Genomic DNA, 16581 nt, shown 5'->3' with positions numbered 1-16581 from the left:
AGTAATACCGGGAATCTAAATGCTGAGTCGTATCAAAAACTACCTGTTCGGAAAACAAGACACCACAATGCCATCAGGGCAAGAAATATCTGCTGACTGCAGTTTACAAGACGCCTGCCTTAGTGGCTGGTTTCAAAATGAAACCAATGAACTATTTACTGGTTTCGATATAAAACCCGAGCATCATGTTTTGGATGTTGGCTGTGGCGAAGGTGGAAACTCTAACTTCTGCGCCAACCAGAGAGCGGAAATCACTTTTGTTGACATTGACCCATTAATGGTTAATTCAACGCTCGAAAGATTAAAAAATAGCAAGGCGCGAGCACTCCATGGCTTAGTAAGCAACTCTGCCCCCTTAGCTCTATCTGATAACAAATTTGATCGAATAGTATGCACTGAAGTAATTGAGCATGTAGAAAATCCGGTCATCTTTATTCAAGAGCTTGTTCGTGTCGGCAAGCCCGGGGCGCTCTACTTATTGAGTGTTCCAGATCCGCTGAGTGAAGAAGTACAGAAGAAAGTAGCACCTGCACTTTATTTTGAAAAGCCTTTCCACATAAACATCTTCTCAAACGATGATTTTTCTAAACTTATTACAGACGCGGGATTAGTTATAGAAAAGCGCAGTAGTTATGGATTTTATTGGTCAATCTTCTGGTCCTTTTTCTGGACCTGTAACCAAGATCTGAATTCTCCCTTGCACCCCTTGCTGAAATACTGGAATAGCACGTGGGAAACACTACTAAAAATGCCTGACGGTGAAAAAATCAAAAAAGCACTGGATGATGCAATGCCGAAGAGTCAGATCATCATTGCTCGTAAGCCCCAAAATGAATTAGCCCTCAACAACCATGGCCACCGCAATGTTTAAATCCCTCTGGCAATACCGGGGCTTCGTTATAGGCAGCGTACAACGGGAGTTCCAGACCCGCTACCGCAACTCGCTATTGGGAGCCGTGTGGACAATTCTTAACCCGCTGGCCATGATCATTGTTTACACCGTCATCTTCTCGCAACTGATGCAAGCAAGACTGCCCGGTGTTGCCAACGATTTCGGTTATGGTATTTACCTATGTGCTGGCCTGCTTACCTGGGGGCTTTTTGCCGAAATTATCGGACGCAGCCAAGGGGTATTTCTTGAGCACGCCTCATTATTGAAAAAGCTCAGCTTCCCCCGCATTTGTTTGCCTATTATCGTGGTACTGAATGCCCTGCTTAACTTCACCATTATCTTTGGGTTGTTTATCGGTTTTCTGGTTATTACCGGTAACTTTCCTGGTTGGGTGGTATTGGCCATGCTGCCGGTGCTATTAATACAAGTTATCTTTGCAGCCTCACTGGGCATTATTCTGGGCATACTGAACGTATTCTTTCGCGATGTAGGCCAGCTAACCGGGATTGTGCTGCAATTCTGGTTCTGGTTTACGCCTATTATCTACCCACCCAGTATATTGCCAGACAACATTGCTAGCATACTGGCATGGAATCCTATGACTCCGCTGGTACAAGCCTATCAAGGGATCTTTGTACAAGGCGTAGCGCCTGCATGGCACTCACTGTGGCCAATGGCAGTCGTATCGATAGTTTTAAGTTTGCTGGCGTTATCAATGTTCCGCAAACGCGCGGGTGAAATGGTGGATGAACTCTGATGGGAACAATTCAGGTAACAAATCTTGGTAAAGCCTACCGCCAATACCCAACCCGCTGGTCACGGCTTGCCGAATGGCTTCTCCCTTTTACCGGCCCACGCCACCAGCTGCACTGGGTGGTACAAGATATTAATTTTCAGGTTAACCCTGGAGAGGCACTGGGCATTATTGGTGTTAACGGTGCGGGCAAAAGTACCCTGCTTAAAATGATTACCGGCACAACCCAACCCAATAGTGGCCACATCCGTTTTGAAGGCCGGGTAGCAGCGCTGCTGGAACTGGGCATGGGCTTTCACCACGAATTTACCGGCCGTCAAAATGTCTTTATGGCCGGACAGCTATTGGGCATGACCGTAGAAGAACTGCACCAGCTGATGCCCGATATTGAAGCTTTTGCCGAAATCGGTGAATACATGGATCAACCTGTGCGCACCTATTCCAGCGGCATGCAGATGCGGCTGGCATTCAGCGTAGCGACCGCCAGGCGCCCGGATATTCTGATTGTGGACGAAGCCTTATCGGTAGGTGACGCCTACTTTCAGCATAAAAGCTTCGACCGCATACGTGAGTTCCGCAAACTGGGTACCACACTGTTAATTGTTTCGCATGACCGGCAAGCCATACAAACAATCTGCGACCGCGCCATATTACTGGATAAAGGCCGCCTGAAAATGGAAGGCGCGCCCGAAGAAGTAATGGACTACTTCAGCGCCATGATTGCAGAACGCGAACAAAGTACTATTCGCCAGGAGCGTCTGGCCGACAACAAAATCCGTACAATTTCGGGCACAGGCGAAGCCAGTATTGCAGATGTGATACTGCTGAATGCCGACGGAAAGCAGGTTGATGTAATAGAAACCGGAACAGCCGTCACGCTGCAAATAACGGCAGACGTTAACCAGGACATTGACCGATTAGTGCTCGGCTTTATGATTAAAGACCGCATGGGCCAGGCTATTTACGGCATAAACACCCATCGTATCAATCGACCGTTAACAAACCTTAAAGCGGGCGACAGAGTAGTATACCGGTACAGCTTTAATGCCAATATCGGCAAAGGCAACTATTCGGTAGCGTTAAGCCTTTCTCGGCTGGATTCTCACCTTGAAAAGAACTACGAATGGCGTGATTTTGCGCTTATCTTCCATGTAATAAATACTAAAAAGCCGGATTTTGTTGGCTATGCATCACTGGATGCCACACTGGATATTCAGCAAGAGAAGGCCAACGGGGTACCCGTTACTTCCTGATTTGCATAATCGGTCCCTGCGGGGCCGATTATTATCCAGGCGGCCTATAGGGCCGATTCGCGGGCATGGACCGGTTTTTGCTCCGGCAAAACCGGCATTCACACCATCCATGGCGATTCCCGCTCCCACAAAATCCTAATCCCACAAAACCCAGCGTCCCTGACGGTTTTCCCGGCCCAATCGATTGGCCGTTCAAGGTTTGGCGTTCAAAGTTCGACGTTCGGCGTTAAGGGTTCAGCGAGCAATGTAGGAGCGGCATTTCTGCCGCGATGCCCGCCAACGGCGGGCCAATGAACAGCAACGCTGCATAAACGGGCCTGGCAGCCCGATTCGTGACAAAAATGTCACTCCTACACCCCGAGCACGCCCAACGCCTAACCCTCAACACCCCACGACAGCAGCGTCTCCCATCCAGCGCAGCGAGCTTCAGGCAACAAGCATCAGACATCCAGCCCAGCACGCAGGTATTGGTACTGCTGATTCAGCTGCTGCTGTATTAACCGGGTAGTTTCCGGGCTGACGCCCAACGCCTTAGCAACATCAGAAAAACCTGCCAGCGCCGCCAAAACACCGCTGATTTGCTGGCGGGCTTGTTGCCAGTCGGCGTAGCCTGCTTCGGCAGCCAGACGTTGCAGGGCTTTTAACGGCGGGTTTTTACCGTAACCGGCATAAGCGGTGCTGTGCTCACCAAAGCGGCCAGGGCTGAAGGTAATGTCGTAGAACGGAGCCGGCTGCCAGTCGCCGTTATCCATCTGCAGAAACGCCCAGTTTTTGCTGTGGTCATCCTGGTTCAGAGCGAACAAATTAAAAACGGCGCGCAAAAACTGCAGCTGCGCGGCTTTTACGCTACGGCACAACTGGCTGCTGGCTTTAATGAGATCCTGATAATCCAGGCTGGGAGTACGAAAATCGGCATCCAGCAAACCGCAAGCACTGTGCAGATGCAAACTGCCTGGCACATCGTCTGGCCGCCATACCCGGTCAAACCGCTCCACAGCAAGCCATGCTTGTGCCCCGGAAGCTTGCGGCGCTGGTAATAAACGCCAATTGGGAACCTGCAACCCCGCCCGCTGGGCCAGCGTTAAATAAGTGGCTTCACACAGCCCCTCTTCATGGCCCAGGGGTAAATTGGCCGAGGTGAATTTCACCAGCCAGGCCTCATCGCCAGCAAGCGGGCGGGTACGGCAGACCTGTTCGCTCCCCTTAGCAAAGTACAGCTGGGCTTTGGGGCGAGCACCGCCAGAACTGCCAGCCGCCACCAATTCGGCCAGGACATCGGTCGTTTGTCCATCAAATACCGCCTGAGCCTGCAAGCCGAGGTTAGCGATATCAACCGGCTGCTGGTCTGCTGCCGGGGCAATAGGGGTTGCGGGGGTATAACTTAAGGCACCGGTACCGCTGTTACCGACAAAGGCTAACCGATCCATAGCAGTTACCTGTGCGGGTAACATGCCATGCTGACGAAACACCCGATCCATCAGCAATAAGCCCCAGCCATCGGGCAAAGAGTCGGCGAACACGCCATGTAAACCAGCGTGAGGTTGCGCAGGTGCCAACTGAACGCTGGAATCGGTTTTCAGAGTGAACGGCGATAACGCCGGGTACTGCTGCAAATAGGCTTCATTGTATTGAAAAAACACGCCCTGCCGGTTTTGCGCCAGGCCGCCCGCAGCAACCTTCAGGCCATCACTGAACGTGCGCCATACGGTTAACTGCCGGATCGGTTCCATACTCATTCGGCCAGTACCTCAGCCAGACTGCGCGGCATGGCTTTTTGCGCAGATTCTTGTGTAAGAGCATGCAAGCGTTGCAGGTTATCGACGCACTGCCACAGCAGTAACAACTGGCGCAGGGAAATCTGACCCGTGGTTTCAAATTTTTTAATAGTAGGGGCCGGCACGGTACTGCGTACAGCCAACTCAGCCCGAGACCACTTCAGGGCTTTGCGCCGTTGCTGCACATAAGCAGCCAGTGCGGTTTGTACATCATGGGCGGAGAGCAGCGAGACCATAAGACACCCCAATATCTAAAATTGCCGTAATTATACGCCGAAAAGATACAATGGTGTCTTTTTTATTCAGAACTCGGCGAGCCTACCGGCCCGAATCGAATAGCCGTTCAAGGTTCAGCGTTGAGGGTTCCGCGAGCGTTGTAGCAACATACCGGGCACGCCCAACGCCCAACGCCCAACGAATTTACTGTACGAGCGGCATTTCTGCCGCGATGCCCGCCAACGGCGGGCCAATAAACATCAACGCTGCATAAACGAGCCTACCGGCCCGAATCGTGACAAAAATGTCACTCCTACACACCAAGCACGCCCAACGCCCAACGAATTTACTGTAGGAGCGGCATTTCTGCCGCGATGCCCGCCAACGGCGGGCTGCTTGCGCGTTCCCGTCTCCCGTCTCCCGTCCAGCGCAGCGAGCGTCAGGCATTTAGCGTCTTAACCTATTCCGGTTATCCCGGCTGGCCATTATCAACGCATCCCCCGCCTGTATACCCGCCGCCGGCCCCAGCTTCGCCAGCCGGTCGTACAACAGCACATTCACCGTGGCCGCCAGGTTCATACAGCCCACCGTCGGGATGTACACCACATCATCCGCCGCCTGCACCACATCGGCCGGCAGGCTGGCATCCTCCGGGCCGAACACATACAACGCATCCTGCGGGTGCTGATACTCCGGTAACGGCACCGCCCCCACCACCAACTCCACACACACCAGCTTCGTACCTGCCGGCAACTGCGCCAGCGCCTCCTGCATACCGGATACCTTACGGATATTCGCCTGCTCACGCAGATTCTTGGTATCGGTATGATGCCGCGCCGCAACATCGTAACGGGTGCCGGTATACACCACCCCATCCGCGCCATAACAACCCAACGCCCGCAACACCGACCCCACATTCGCGGCATCTTTCGGATTTACTAACCCCAGCGTAACCATGCAAAACCCTGTTAAAAAAACACTGTTAAAAAACCAGACCATAAAAACACAAAAACCCGCCGAAGCGGGTTTAAAAAAACGGCATTCCTGCCACGATGAAAATGTACGAGCGGCATTTCTGCCGCGATGCCCGCCAACGGCGGGCCAATATAAACGGCCCTACCGGCCCGAATCGTGACAAAAATGTCACTCCTACACAGCCGGCGCAGCCGCTACTGTTTTCCCGGCCCAATCGATTAGCCGTTCAAAGTTCGGCGTTAAAGGTTCCGCGAGCAATGTACGAGCGGCATTTCTGCCGCGATGCCCGCCAACGGCGGGCCAATATAAACGGCCCTGCCGCCCGAATCGTGACAAAAATGTCACTCCTACAACCCGAGCACGCAGAACGCCCAACCCTTAACGCTTAACCTACCCGCTGTACGAGCGGCATTCCTGCCGCGATAAAACCGTACGAGCGGCATTCCTGCCGCGATGCCCGCCAACGGCGGGCCAATATAAACGGCCCTACCGGCCCGAATCGTGACAAAAATGTCACTCCTACACAGCCGGCGCAGCCGCTACTGTTTTCCCGGCCCATTCGTTTCAGCCCGTAGCTTAAAACAGCCGGTAGGCCCGCCCGGACGGACCGGGCGAGGATCGTGGCGCACGACGCGCCTTACGATCCGTGGCCGTTGGCGGCTGTTTTCAGCAAGGTTAAGCTGAAACGCGGGCCAGAGGGGTTCTCAAGGGGATACCTCCCCTTGCAATACCAGCGGCCGAAGGCCGCAATAGGCCAGCCGCACAGCGGCGGCCCATCACCGAACCCTATCACCCGCCCCTTTCCCGGTAACCGTCTGCAAAATAAAGCGGAAATAATTCCCCACCGACATCTCGGCTATCATCTTCGCATCGGTCTCCGCCAACAGCTTCGGCATCGACATATCAATCTCATTCACCTGCGCCAACCCGGTAATACCCGGCCGAACCGCATACACACCCAGCGCATCACGCTCGGCAATCAACTCATCCTGGTTAAACAAATTCGGACGCGGGCCAACCAAACTCATTTCACCTTTCAGCACATTCCACAACTGCGGCAGCTCATCCAGCTTGGTTTTACGCAAAAAACCACCCATACGGGTAATAGACGCCGTAGAGGCCAAATGGCTGGCCACCGACGCGGTATCCACCGTCATGGTGCGGAACTTAACCAAGGTAAACGGCTTTTTATTCCGCCCTACCCGCTCCTGCCAAAACAACGGCGACCCCGTATCAAACAACCCCAGCACATAAATAACCAACAACACCGGAAAACCAAACACCAGCCCCAACAGGGCAAAGGTAAAATCAAAAATGCGTAACACGTTATTTGTCCTTATTCATAAAATCGGCCACAGTCGCTTCAACACCCTGGCTTACCGTAAACGGCGGCACCCACTCCAGCAACGTACGGGCCTTGGAGGAATCGACCTGTAAATCACCCACTAAACGATCCACCACACCCCGCTTACCCGTTAACGCACCGGCCAGCTTAAACAACCCTACCGGCACGGGTAGCAAACGCGGCGAACAGCCCAGGCACAAGCGAATATAAGTAACCAGGTTACGCAGTGAAACATCTTCACCGTCCGACACCAAAAAGGTTTGGTTAGCAGCCATAGGGTGCTGAATGCAGCGAATAATAAAACTCACCAGGTTACCCACATACACCATACTGCGGTGGTTATTCACTGCTCCAAAAGGCAAAGGCAACCCAGTAGCTGATAACTTAAGCAAACTCAGAAAGTTAGCTTTAACACCCGGCCCATACACCAGCGGCGGGCGAATAATAACTACCTCTAAACCGGTTTCCTGCGCCAGTAAGCGCAAACCTTCTTCGGCTTCGTACTTAGAAACACCGTAAGGATCTTCCGGTTTCGCTGCATCGGCCTCGATAAAGGCTGGCAACCCGGTTGTGCTTTCGCCATTAACCTTAATAGAACTGATATAAACAAACCGCTTTACCCCCGCTGCAATTGCCTGCTTAGCAAGGTTCAGCGTGCCTTCTACGTTTACCTTACGATATTCCGCCAGTGGGTCGGCTACTTCATCACGCATAATGTGCGCACGCGCAGCAGAGTGAACCACTACATCAACACCGTTAAGTGCCGAGGAATAATCCGTAGTGCCATCAATATTGCCAACCACAACAACATCATCGGAAGCAGGCGAAACAGCAGAACGAACCGCAGAAACTACATGAAACTCAGGTAACTTTTTAAGTTCAGCCAATAAAGCAGAGCCAACAAAGCCGCTAGAGCCTGTCAGCAGAACGGTATTCATAATTGGTTAACTCCCGTAACCATTGGGATTATTTTTTTGCCAACGCCACGCATCGGCCATCAGCCGTTCTAACCCCAACTGCGCCTGCCAGCCCAACTCAGCAAACGCCTTAGACGGGTTGGAATAACACACCGCAATATCCCCCGCACGGCGGTCAACCAACTTGTAAGGCACTGTTACACCACTGGCCGATTCAAAGGCATTTACCATATCCAGGGAAGGTCTGAATAACTGCCAATTTTCACCAGCATCGGCATAAACCGGCAAAAATATGAAATTCAGACGCTATTTTCCCGTTGCTTGCATATTTTTTGCCCATTCCCCGCCATTTTGGCGGAAAACAGGCGCACTGGCCCTATGCCAGAAGGTATTTTCCACCAATAAGCAGGTTGCTGAACGCGGCCAGCAAATGCAACCGGTTGTTGTTCTTGGCCAAGCCGCGATAGCGAACTTTGCTGTAGCCAAAGACCTGCTTTATGTACCGGAATGGATGCTCGACCTTGGCACGAACGCTGGCTTTGATTTTCTCGGCTTTAAGCTTTTCAGCATCCAGCGTTTTTCGTGCCCCAGGGCGCGTAGCGATGTACCACGATACATTCTGGCGGTGCTTATGTTCAGACCGCTTTTGAATACCGAGGTAGCCGGCATCGCCGAAAACCCGTTGCTCTTCACCATGCAGCAGCTTGTCCGTGGGCACAATGTCGTGCACGTTGGCAGCGGTGGTATCAATACTGTGGATGAGGCCCAGCGTGTCATCGACGCCGATGTGCATCTTCATTCCGAAGCGCCACTCATTGCCCTTCTTGGTTTGATGCATTTCCGGATCACGCTGGCCGGTCTTGTTCTTGGTGGAACTCGGTGCAGAAATGATGGTGGCACCGACAATGCTGCCTTCACGCAGCATCAGGCCGTTTTTCTCAAGATGCTTATTCACTTCTTTGAACAGTACCTTGCCAAGGCCATGCTGCTCCAGAAAATGGCGGAACTTAAGAATGGTGGTTTCGCCTGGCAGACGATCCAGCTTCAGTCCAGCAAACTGGCGCATGGATTCGATCTCGTACAGGGCGTCTTCCATGGCGGGATCACTGAGGTTATAGAGCAACTGCATGCAGTGAACTCGCAGCATGGCAGACAAAGGATAAGGAGGCCGTCCGTTCTGACCCTTGGGATAATAACGGGCTACCTTTTTCTCCAGCTGATTCCACGGAATCAGGTTGTCCATCCGATCCAGAAAGATCTCGCGACGTGTCTTGCGCTTCTTGGTCTGGTACTCGGCTTCGGAGAAAGTGATCTGATCCATAAAAGCACGGAATCCTATGCAGTTGACGATGGCCGTATTATCGCTGATTTTGAGGACTTATTCAGAGTCTCCTTAGCTATATCTTTGTTAGCTATGGGGTAGTTTGCAAGTTTGTTTATCTCTCTAATACGAGTTAAATCAAAGCTGCCATCATTTATAGACATTAATTGCTGGTTGAATTGGCCAGCCGATACGGTACAAGTAGATCTCTGGCATCTGCTTGGCTGGTCGCCAATAATTAAACTGTGCATAGTTCAGATCATACTGTTTACAAAAAGCGGCTCCGGATAAACCCGATGCCTGCCATGTTTCAATGTGCTGCCGCCAAAATTACTGACGCTCTTTTGATTTCATAATCCAATACCTCCCTTAAAAAGACAGGCATCAGCGTGCTGTATAGGTTGGGTTAAAGAAGAACCGCGATGGCCAGAAGTGCCGAAGCTGACTCGTTGTGCGGGTATAAAAGCATCGGGGGCAATTGAATAGAAAGCGTTAGTCCATGTACCAATCAAAACAGCCTTCCTTAGTCGCTACCAAACAAGTCACGGGTATAAACCTTATCCACCACATCTTCCAACTCAATAGACAAGCGATTTGAGATAATTACATCAGCTTCTAGCTTAAACGCGGATAAATCTCGAATCACTCTTGAGCCAAAAAAGTACGCTTCATCGAGTACGGGCTCATACACAATCACTTCAATGCCTTTCGCTTTAATGCGCTTCATCACACCTTGCATGGCGCTGGCTCGAAAGTTATCAGAGCCGGTTTTCATAACTAAGCGATACACACCAACAACTTTAGGCTTGCGCTTTAATACCGCATCGGCAATAAAGTCTTTACGAGTACGGTTGGCATCTACAATTGCGCGAATAATATTATTAGGCACCTGTTCGTAGTTAGCCAAAAGCTGCTTGGTGTCTTTAGGGAGGCAGTAACCACCATAACCAAAAGACGGATTGTTGTAATGATTGCCAATACGTGGGTCGAGTCCTACGCCTTCAATAATTTGTCGACTGTCTAAACCATAAGCTTCGGCGTAGCTGTCCAACTCGTTAAAGTAGGCCACGCGCATAGCTAGATAGGTATTAGAAAACAATTTTATCGCTTCGGCTTCGGTGCTTTCCGTGAATAACAGCGGTACATCTTTCTTAATTGCACCTTGTAGTAATAGCTGAGCAAATTGCTCTGCTCTTGCTGAGCGTTCACCAACAATAATACGTGATGGATGCAGGTTGTCGTATAGTGCCTTGCCTTCACGTAAAAACTCAGGCGAGAAAAGTAGATTCTGCGTATTAAATCGCTGTTTAGCTTCTTCAGTGTAACCCACGGGAACTGTAGACTTGATCACCATCACAGCATTAGGATTAACCGCTAGCACTGCCTGAATTACAGTCTCGACACTGCTGGTATTGAAGTAATTAGTTTTTGGATCGTAATCGGTAGGTGTAGCAATAATTACAAAATCAGCGTCTGCATAAGCAGTAGCGCCATCGAGCGTAGCAGTAAAATTAAGATTGCCTTCAATTAAAAAAGCTTGGATTTCTTTGTCTTCAATCGGTGACTGGCCAGCATTAAGCTGTTGAACTTTTTCAGCAATGATATCTACTGCTATCACCTCATTGTGCTGAGCTAATAAAACAGCATTAGATAGCCCCACATAACCAGTACCGGCAATAGCGATTTTCATATCAACTTCCTTAAATTAACTTTGGTATACACAATATAATCACTTCAAAATGCCTAAGGCTCTAGCAACGCCTGGATATTTTGTACGTAACAAGCCGCGAACAGCATAGTGTGAGAAATAATAAATTGATTTAAGCAAGTTTATTTGCTCAACTTCACGGTATAAGCGCCAAGTAAACAAAGCAGCACTTTTTTTATTCGCTGAAATTGAATCTGAACGTACTTTATACAAACCTAATGTCTCATTAAGACCATAGGCATACTTAGTTTTCTTAAGTAGTTTTAACCACAGTCCTAAATCCTGACGCTTTCTTATTAGCGGCATATAAACTTTGCCAAAATACTCAGTATCGTAAATAGCAGTTAAACAGCCTATCGAGCAGGATTTAAGTAAATCTGAGTAAGCTACTTTACTTGGCACACCAACATTACCAAATACCTCGTCAGATTCATTCACCTTGTCATAAGCAGCGTAAGTAAATGGGTAATTATTTTCTTGCATAAACGCAACTTGCTTTTCAAGCTTATTAGGCAACCAAGTATCATCACTGTCTAAGAAAGCTATATAACGGCCTTTCGCAGCTTCGATTGCAGTATTGCGGGCAACAGCAGCGCCTGAGTTCTCAGCCAGTTGAATCAGCTTAATTCGCGGATCTTGATCTACAAAAGACTGAATCACATCAACGGAGTTATCAGAGGAACAATCGTCGACAATGATCATTTCCCAATCTGTTACTGTTTGAGCTAACACAGATTTAATAGTGTTAGAAATAAGTAAGGAAGAGTTATAGGAAGGAGTTATTATAGAAATACTGATTAGATTCAAGTTGCTAGCCGCCTTTTTTAATTTCCGTAGAGAATTTCATTCATTATATTCTCATTCCAATCGCGGGACTTACAATATGCAATTAGATTCAAAAGCTCTAAGTATGCGCGTTGTTTAACGGCTCTTGGGGCTAGCTTCTTATCAATAGCGAGTACAAATTTAGCAGGGATGATTTTTGAAATTACCCCGTTACTAAAGTCCACTGGATTAATATCAAAATACAAATCCACTCCTCTTTTTTTCTGCTCCCAGTTTATTTTTTCTTTTAATAAGTCACGAAGCAAAATTTTGTTTGTTAAAGATTCGAAGCAAAACTTACTAACTATTGGTAAGTTGAACACATAATGACTTAAGTTTTCAGTAGCCCATGGAAAATATACATCTGACCCCGCGGCACGTGCGGCAACCATAGTTTTTCCCATCATGCATTGACGATCATTATACTGCCCTCTGGAGAAGGCTCTAAAATCAACAAATTTTAGGGGTAGCAATGATGCATTAAAGAACGAGAAGTATTTGTTTAAATCGTATGCTTTTGGAATTGGAAAAAAATAAGAAAGGGCTGAAAGACCACCATGCGATTCAAAAGGGGATCTTATGTACCATCTAAAGCTTCCGTACGAATGTGGTATTAATCTCCAAAGCTTTGCCTTGGAAAGCTTAAATGATTTTAGTTGTTGTGCAGTTGGCAAATGACCAAAGGTCTCATCGTTTCCCATGCCATCAATAATCACATATTCGGATGCTCTTTTTGAATGGTCTTCAAAAAATTTTTTTATTCCAAAAACAAAGAATAGTAACGCTTGATCCATTACAGGATAAGTAAGATGTTTAGAAGCATTAACAAAGTAGTTTTCATCAAAAGTACTAAGTATATCGTTAACATCTAAGAAAAATGGAGTATGCCCCATTTCTTCAGCTGATATTTTTATATATTCACGCAACTCCAAATCATCTTTTCTAAGAAATGTAAGCGTAGTGACTGATACGCCTAGCTCCTGGAATGCAATAGCCAAACTCATCGAGTCTTTGCCATCGCTCAGAAGAAGAAGTGGCTTTTTACCTGATTCTATAACAACTTTTAAAGTATCTTTAATTTTCTCTATGAGGGTATCAGTAGTTGGCAAACTATCGGCTGAGTAATGATTACTTAAGTGTTTATAGGGGTAACTTTCATAGTCCTGCAAACCAAGAGAACTCAAGTTAGCGCTGCTTTTATTTCGAACACGCTCAGGGCAAATCATATGCCGAGCAAAAGTAGAGACTTCCATGGAGGTTAAACTCATTTAAAACCTGCTCCCGGTAATATTAGACTAGCTATTGATTGTAAAGGCTAGTCACATAATAAATGAAATTCAATCAATTATAAAATTTTTCAAGCTTTAAATGTCGCTAGAATTCGATTAGCATAAAATTTTCATCGTAACCTTTCCTGAAAAAAGCTGTGAATATTTTTAGGTAATATAGGCAGGGCAAGATTACGAAACCCCTTGCCCTGCAAGGACTCGCAATAGGTAATCGTTATTTCGTCCTGCCCGTTTTTGTTTTCGCTTAATGCCCGCTTTAAAACTCGTGTCTGCGTTAAGCAGATTCAATGCAATATGACGTAACACAGCGAAGTTTTCACCCGCTTGCGTCTGGTTCAAAAATATCTTGGTATTTAAATGCCGCACAGTCATTGTCTAACTCTATTTTTAACGCAGCCTGCACAGCGGCAATAAAATCTCGGCCTGTGTTCATATCTTTACATAAAGTAGATGCCACATCGTTTTTTTTAACGCCTGATGCTTTTTGCAATTCAGTTTTTAACTTATCTTGCAGTGCATTAAGCTCCTTTACTAATTTGTCGTACTCAGCTTTTTGGGCTTGGTTAACCAGTAAACTAGTCATTGCCTCTGTACGAGTAGATATATCCACCTCGGAATCTAAAACATAAATCTGATCTGGTTGAATTGCAGCACCATCCCACAACACCACTGCACTTGATGTTCGGTTAAAGCGTTCTTCTTTAGGCTGCTTTCCACCTGCCAAATCGGTAAAAGTTTTAGCAAAAGAGGTTTTCATTAAACCGTTAGGGGCATAAATGGCATAGGCTTGTTCAATACGCCTTCCTTTGTGGTTTTGGTTAGCGAATTTAAACTCGTAATCTAGACTGGGGATTCCGTAGCAGTTTTGAAGGTTTATAGAAAGATTAATCATTATGTTTTCTAGGTGTTAAAAAATGCTAAAGCTTCAGTGATGCGCATTATTTGCACCTGCTTTTTGCTCAATACCGCTTGGTGTAACAAGCCCGATAAAATAGCGCTTCTAGTAGAAGCAGGTATAACACAAGGGCTTAGCACACCTCTTGATTGCGGATAATCCCCCCAGTGTGCGCCTAAGGCTTTTTCGCCTTTTGCATGCTGGTTTTTATGGTTGTAATAACCAACGATTAACACCATACCATCATCCGTGTGTATTTCTTTAGGGCTGTTGCCTGAGTTGATCTAATAGGAGATGAGCTTCATTTTAATAATATATCTAAGCAGCGTGGTTTCTAAACCAAAAGCGGGCAAACAGCCTAAAAGCTTGGGGGGATATTTTAAAAAGCAGTAAAGATAAACCTGCCTTCTTTTCTTTTTTAATCATGAAAAAAATATTTTTAAAAGTAAATTTATCAGCGTCTATTTCAACTTTAAGTTTTTTAATATCTTCTGAATAGTTTTTGGAATAGCGTGAAAATGTTTTAATACAGAAATAAATAAAGGTTTTTAAATACACATGAAGAAGATATTTAGCATCATCAACACCATGTTCTTTTGCAAATTCTAATTGTTTGTTTTTAACAGCCACTCTATCTTGTAAATAGCTTGGCTTTAAATCATGACTGGTTGAGCCTTGGTGCTGAATATAGTTATACAAATACTCATGCACACTGGTTAATTTATTTCCATATACAACACGGAACAAAAGATGAGCATCTTCAAAGGTTCTTACATTTAAATCAAATCTATGATGAGAAAAAACATTTTTTCTATATAACTTATCCCAAAACCAGTTAGATATAAAAAAGCCCGAGTTTAAAATATCATTTGTTTCTTTATATTTATCAACCAAACTAACGAATTCCTTCTCTAAAGAACCTTCAGGACTCAAAAGCCTAACATCACAAGTACAAATATCTGCATCTTCTTCAGTTATCTTTTCATACATAGCTTGTAAGTAACGTGGTTCTACCCAATCATCACTATCTATAAAAGCAATATAATCACCACGTGCATTGTCTAAACCCAGGTTACGAGCAGAACCTTGGCCGCCATTTTCTTTATGTAATATGATAAAGCGTTCATCGCCAGCAATCGCATCTTCTGCAACTGCTACAGAATTATCTTTAGTGCCGTCATTAATTAAAATCGCTTCAAAATTAGTAAAGTTTTGATTTTTAATGCTTTCGATACACTTTGCTATGTACTTTTCAACCCCATAAACGGGGATAATTACAGATATTTTAGGATTATTAGACATTTTTACTCTGAGAAAATAGTTTGATAAGGGTTACGTTTTGGGTCTGCGTAACTGGTTTCAATACCAAACCCATCTTTAGTGAAAGACAAGATAAGAAATAGCATGAATATACTAACTACCAGTCTATTAAGTTTTTTATTGCGGGGTAATGTCCACAGCAAATATGCGCCCAAAATTTGCGCAACCACAAAAGTGTCTGCCATCCTACCAAATATAATAATTTGATTTGCAAGCACTACACCTAAAGCATAAAGGGCTATTAAAATTATTAATAACCAGTAGTTTTTATTGATGTCAACAAAGCTTTTAATATTAGATATTATAAAAATAGAGAATAACACTTTAGCCAGCACACCCAAGCCCGTGCCAAAACCTCTTGGAATAAAGTGCCTAGTGCTATTAAAGTAATTAGCGTATTTTGTTAAGCCTATTAAATTTAAAATTTGTTCCATATAACTAAGTAGAAGACTCGTAGAAAATAAAGCAATTGCTAACACGCCTAAAATAACCAAAGGTGAAACCTTGTTTTTCAAAAAATTTGGCAAGGGTATTAATGCAATAACACCTGCTAAGGTTATTAGTAGAGCACTTTGGTGAAAGAAAGAAGCAAGAACAGTTAAAAAAGCAAACCATAAGTAACGTTTATCAAAATAATTAAATAAAGCTAACAAACAAAATGACAAGGCAATTGCTTGCCTAATACCATTAAAGCTAAAAAACCACAACATCGAAAAAAACAAGAAGTGCAGTAACCAAGCATTCTTTTTTGGGTATGCTTTAAAAGCTACAGCCGTAAATATAAAAGCGAATGTGGCAAACACCCATTGAAAATGAGCGTCAATACTTTGGTAAAACCAATTAACAAAGTAGAATAAAGGCTCTTTAAACTTATAAGGCTCAAGTGTTTTTGTAGCTGACGTGCCTTCATATATTGCTAAGTAATTAACATAGTCTGTACCTATGTCATAACGTATTGCCGCAGGCACAAACACAAGCAAAAAGGCGATACCTAGCAGAAACCAGCGGTCAAATCGCGTGCGTCCTTTCTCGCTTGCCCACACAAAAAAAGTGCTGCTAAGTAGTATAAAGTTATAAAAAATTACGGTTGCCATTA

Annotated in this window: 17 protein-coding genes and 2 pseudogenes; 3 read left to right on the top strand and 16 right to left on the bottom strand. The window is 46.1% G+C overall.

All coding sequences use genetic code 11. The features are described 5' to 3' along the window. The first annotated feature begins 19 nt into the window (after positions 1 to 19). From GJQ55_RS04235 to GJQ55_RS04225, 3 genes are read left to right on the top strand one after another with little or no spacing between them, the layout of a single operon-like run. A complete protein-coding gene (locus tag GJQ55_RS04235; protein ID WP_228346270.1) occupies positions 20 to 871 on the top strand; it encodes a class I SAM-dependent methyltransferase in 852 nt (283 codons plus the stop codon). Then, the gene (locus tag GJQ55_RS04230; RefSeq protein WP_228346269.1) at positions 864 to 1649 is read left to right on the top strand and encodes an ABC transporter permease; all 786 of its coding nucleotides are present in this window, start codon (positions 864 to 866) and stop codon (positions 1647 to 1649) included. Before GJQ55_RS04235 ends, GJQ55_RS04230 begins: the two co-directional genes overlap by 8 nt. Continuing rightward, entirely contained in the window at positions 1649 to 2899 is a 1251-nt protein-coding gene (locus GJQ55_RS04225) for an ABC transporter ATP-binding protein (protein WP_228346268.1), read from the top strand. The genes GJQ55_RS04230 and GJQ55_RS04225 overlap by 1 nt, the downstream gene beginning before the upstream one ends. A gap of 440 nt (positions 2900 to 3339) precedes the next feature. On the opposite strand, the gene GJQ55_RS04220 is transcribed toward GJQ55_RS04225, so the two are convergent. From GJQ55_RS04220 to GJQ55_RS04150, 16 genes and pseudogenes are all read right to left on the bottom strand, one after another. Further along, positions 3340 to 4635, bottom strand: a complete 1296-nt coding sequence (locus GJQ55_RS04220) for a type II toxin-antitoxin system HipA family toxin (RefSeq protein ID WP_228346267.1) — start codon at positions 4633 to 4635, stop codon at positions 3340 to 3342. Beyond that, positions 4632 to 4910: a transcriptional regulator gene (locus GJQ55_RS04215; RefSeq protein ID WP_228346266.1), complete on the bottom strand. Its 279-nt coding sequence runs from the start codon at positions 4908 to 4910 to the stop codon at positions 4632 to 4634. Before GJQ55_RS04215 ends, GJQ55_RS04220 begins: the two co-directional genes overlap by 4 nt. Positions 4911 to 5337: 427 nt before the next feature. Continuing rightward, positions 5338 to 5847: a TrmH family RNA methyltransferase gene (locus GJQ55_RS04210; protein WP_228346265.1), complete on the bottom strand. Its 510-nt coding sequence runs from the start codon at positions 5845 to 5847 to the stop codon at positions 5338 to 5340. A gap of 794 nt (positions 5848 to 6641) precedes the next feature. After that, positions 6642 to 7190, bottom strand: coding sequence for a sugar transferase (locus GJQ55_RS04205; RefSeq protein WP_228346264.1), 549 nt, complete (start codon positions 7188 to 7190; stop codon positions 6642 to 6644). Between the two features lies 1 nt (position 7191). Continuing rightward, a complete protein-coding gene (locus GJQ55_RS04200) occupies positions 7192 to 8148 on the bottom strand; it encodes a UDP-glucose 4-epimerase family protein (RefSeq protein WP_228346263.1) in 957 nt (318 codons plus the stop codon). Positions 8149 to 8154: 6 nt separating this feature from the next. Continuing rightward, on the bottom strand, positions 8155 to 8415 hold the full coding sequence (locus GJQ55_RS04195) for a Rossmann-fold NAD(P)-binding domain-containing protein (RefSeq protein ID WP_228346262.1): 261 nt from the start codon (positions 8413 to 8415) through the stop codon (positions 8155 to 8157). An 88-nt stretch (positions 8416 to 8503) separates the two neighbouring features. Beyond that, entirely contained in the window at positions 8504 to 9448 is a 945-nt protein-coding gene (locus tag GJQ55_RS04190) for an IS5 family transposase (RefSeq protein ID WP_228346261.1), read from the bottom strand. 150 nt (positions 9449 to 9598) lie between these two features. Then, a pseudogene (gene tnpA / locus GJQ55_RS13440) lies at positions 9599 to 9766 on the bottom strand (IS66 family insertion sequence element accessory protein TnpA); the annotation flags it as partial. Positions 9767 to 9971: 205 nt separating this feature from the next. Continuing rightward, entirely contained in the window at positions 9972 to 11138 is a 1167-nt protein-coding gene (locus GJQ55_RS04185; protein ID WP_228346260.1) for a nucleotide sugar dehydrogenase, read from the bottom strand. Positions 11139 to 11177: 39 nt separating this feature from the next. Next, positions 11178 to 11963 carry a glycosyltransferase family 2 protein gene (locus tag GJQ55_RS04180; RefSeq protein ID WP_228346259.1) on the bottom strand — a complete coding sequence of 262 codons (786 nt, stop codon included), beginning with the start codon at positions 11961 to 11963 and terminating at the stop codon, positions 11178 to 11180. 17 nt (positions 11964 to 11980) lie between these two features. Further along, positions 11981 to 13249 carry an adenine nucleotide alpha hydrolase family protein gene (locus GJQ55_RS04175; protein ID WP_228346258.1) on the bottom strand — a complete coding sequence of 423 codons (1269 nt, stop codon included), beginning with the start codon at positions 13247 to 13249 and terminating at the stop codon, positions 11981 to 11983. 192 nt (positions 13250 to 13441) lie between these two features. Beyond that, positions 13442 to 13597: pseudogene (locus GJQ55_RS04170) on the bottom strand (ISAs1 family transposase); the annotation flags it as partial. Further along, positions 13587 to 14162 carry a hypothetical protein gene (locus tag GJQ55_RS04165; RefSeq protein ID WP_228346257.1) on the bottom strand — a complete coding sequence of 192 codons (576 nt, stop codon included), beginning with the start codon at positions 14160 to 14162 and terminating at the stop codon, positions 13587 to 13589. The gene GJQ55_RS04165 and the pseudogene GJQ55_RS04170, both read right to left, overlap by 11 nt. 8 nt (positions 14163 to 14170) lie before the next feature. Then, the gene (locus GJQ55_RS04160; RefSeq protein WP_228346256.1) at positions 14171 to 14404 is read right to left on the bottom strand and encodes a hypothetical protein; all 234 of its coding nucleotides are present in this window, start codon (positions 14402 to 14404) and stop codon (positions 14171 to 14173) included. A gap of 79 nt (positions 14405 to 14483) precedes the next feature. Then, a complete protein-coding gene (locus GJQ55_RS04155; RefSeq protein WP_228346255.1) occupies positions 14484 to 15467 on the bottom strand; it encodes a glycosyltransferase family 2 protein in 984 nt (327 codons plus the stop codon). 2 nt (positions 15468 to 15469) lie between these two features. Then, positions 15470 to 16579: an EpsG family protein gene (locus GJQ55_RS04150; protein WP_228346254.1), complete on the bottom strand. Its 1110-nt coding sequence runs from the start codon at positions 16577 to 16579 to the stop codon at positions 15470 to 15472. Positions 16580 to 16581: the final 2 nt, after the last annotated feature.

The organism is Venatoribacter cucullus, from assembly GCF_016132445.1.
Taxonomy (GTDB): Bacteria; Pseudomonadota; Gammaproteobacteria; order Pseudomonadales; family Oceanobacteraceae; genus Venatoribacter; species Venatoribacter cucullus.
Note: the sequence above shows the minus strand (reverse complement) of the source record. Positions and strands in the feature narration are given on the sequence as shown.

What these genes read in the sequence shown, in the direction of transcription:
- GJQ55_RS04215 (WP_228346266.1), bottom strand. Translation starts at nt 4,910, where the DNA reads ATGGTCTCGCTGCTCTCCGCCCATGATGTACAAACCGCACTGGCTGCT.
- GJQ55_RS04190 (WP_228346261.1), bottom strand. Translation starts at nt 9,448, where the DNA reads ATGGATCAGATCACTTTCTCCGAAGCCGAGTACCAGACCAAGAAGCGC.
- GJQ55_RS04200 (WP_228346263.1), bottom strand. Translation starts at nt 8,148, where the DNA reads ATGAATACCGTTCTGCTGACAGGCTCTAGCGGCTTTGTTGGCTCTGCT.
- GJQ55_RS04225 (WP_228346268.1), top strand. Translation starts at nt 1,649, where the DNA reads ATGGGAACAATTCAGGTAACAAATCTTGGTAAAGCCTACCGCCAATAC.
- GJQ55_RS04175 (WP_228346258.1), bottom strand. Translation starts at nt 13,249, where the DNA reads ATGAGTTTAACCTCCATGGAAGTCTCTACTTTTGCTCGGCATATGATT.
- GJQ55_RS04220 (WP_228346267.1), bottom strand. Translation starts at nt 4,635, where the DNA reads ATGAGTATGGAACCGATCCGGCAGTTAACCGTATGGCGCACGTTCAGT.
- GJQ55_RS04230 (WP_228346269.1), top strand. Translation starts at nt 864, where the DNA reads ATGTTTAAATCCCTCTGGCAATACCGGGGCTTCGTTATAGGCAGCGTA.
- GJQ55_RS04160 (WP_228346256.1), bottom strand. Translation starts at nt 14,404, where the DNA reads ATGGTGTTAATCGTTGGTTATTACAACCATAAAAACCAGCATGCAAAA.
- GJQ55_RS04185 (WP_228346260.1), bottom strand. Translation starts at nt 11,138, where the DNA reads ATGAAAATCGCTATTGCCGGTACTGGTTATGTGGGGCTATCTAATGCT.
- GJQ55_RS04165 (WP_228346257.1), bottom strand. Translation starts at nt 14,162, where the DNA reads ATGATTAATCTTTCTATAAACCTTCAAAACTGCTACGGAATCCCCAGT.
- GJQ55_RS04210 (WP_228346265.1), bottom strand. Translation starts at nt 5,847, where the DNA reads ATGGTTACGCTGGGGTTAGTAAATCCGAAAGATGCCGCGAATGTGGGG.
- GJQ55_RS04155 (WP_228346255.1), bottom strand. Translation starts at nt 15,467, where the DNA reads ATGTCTAATAATCCTAAAATATCTGTAATTATCCCCGTTTATGGGGTT.
- GJQ55_RS04235 (WP_228346270.1), top strand. Translation starts at nt 20, where the DNA reads ATGCTGAGTCGTATCAAAAACTACCTGTTCGGAAAACAAGACACCACA.
- GJQ55_RS04150 (WP_228346254.1), bottom strand. Translation starts at nt 16,579, where the DNA reads ATGGCAACCGTAATTTTTTATAACTTTATACTACTTAGCAGCACTTTT.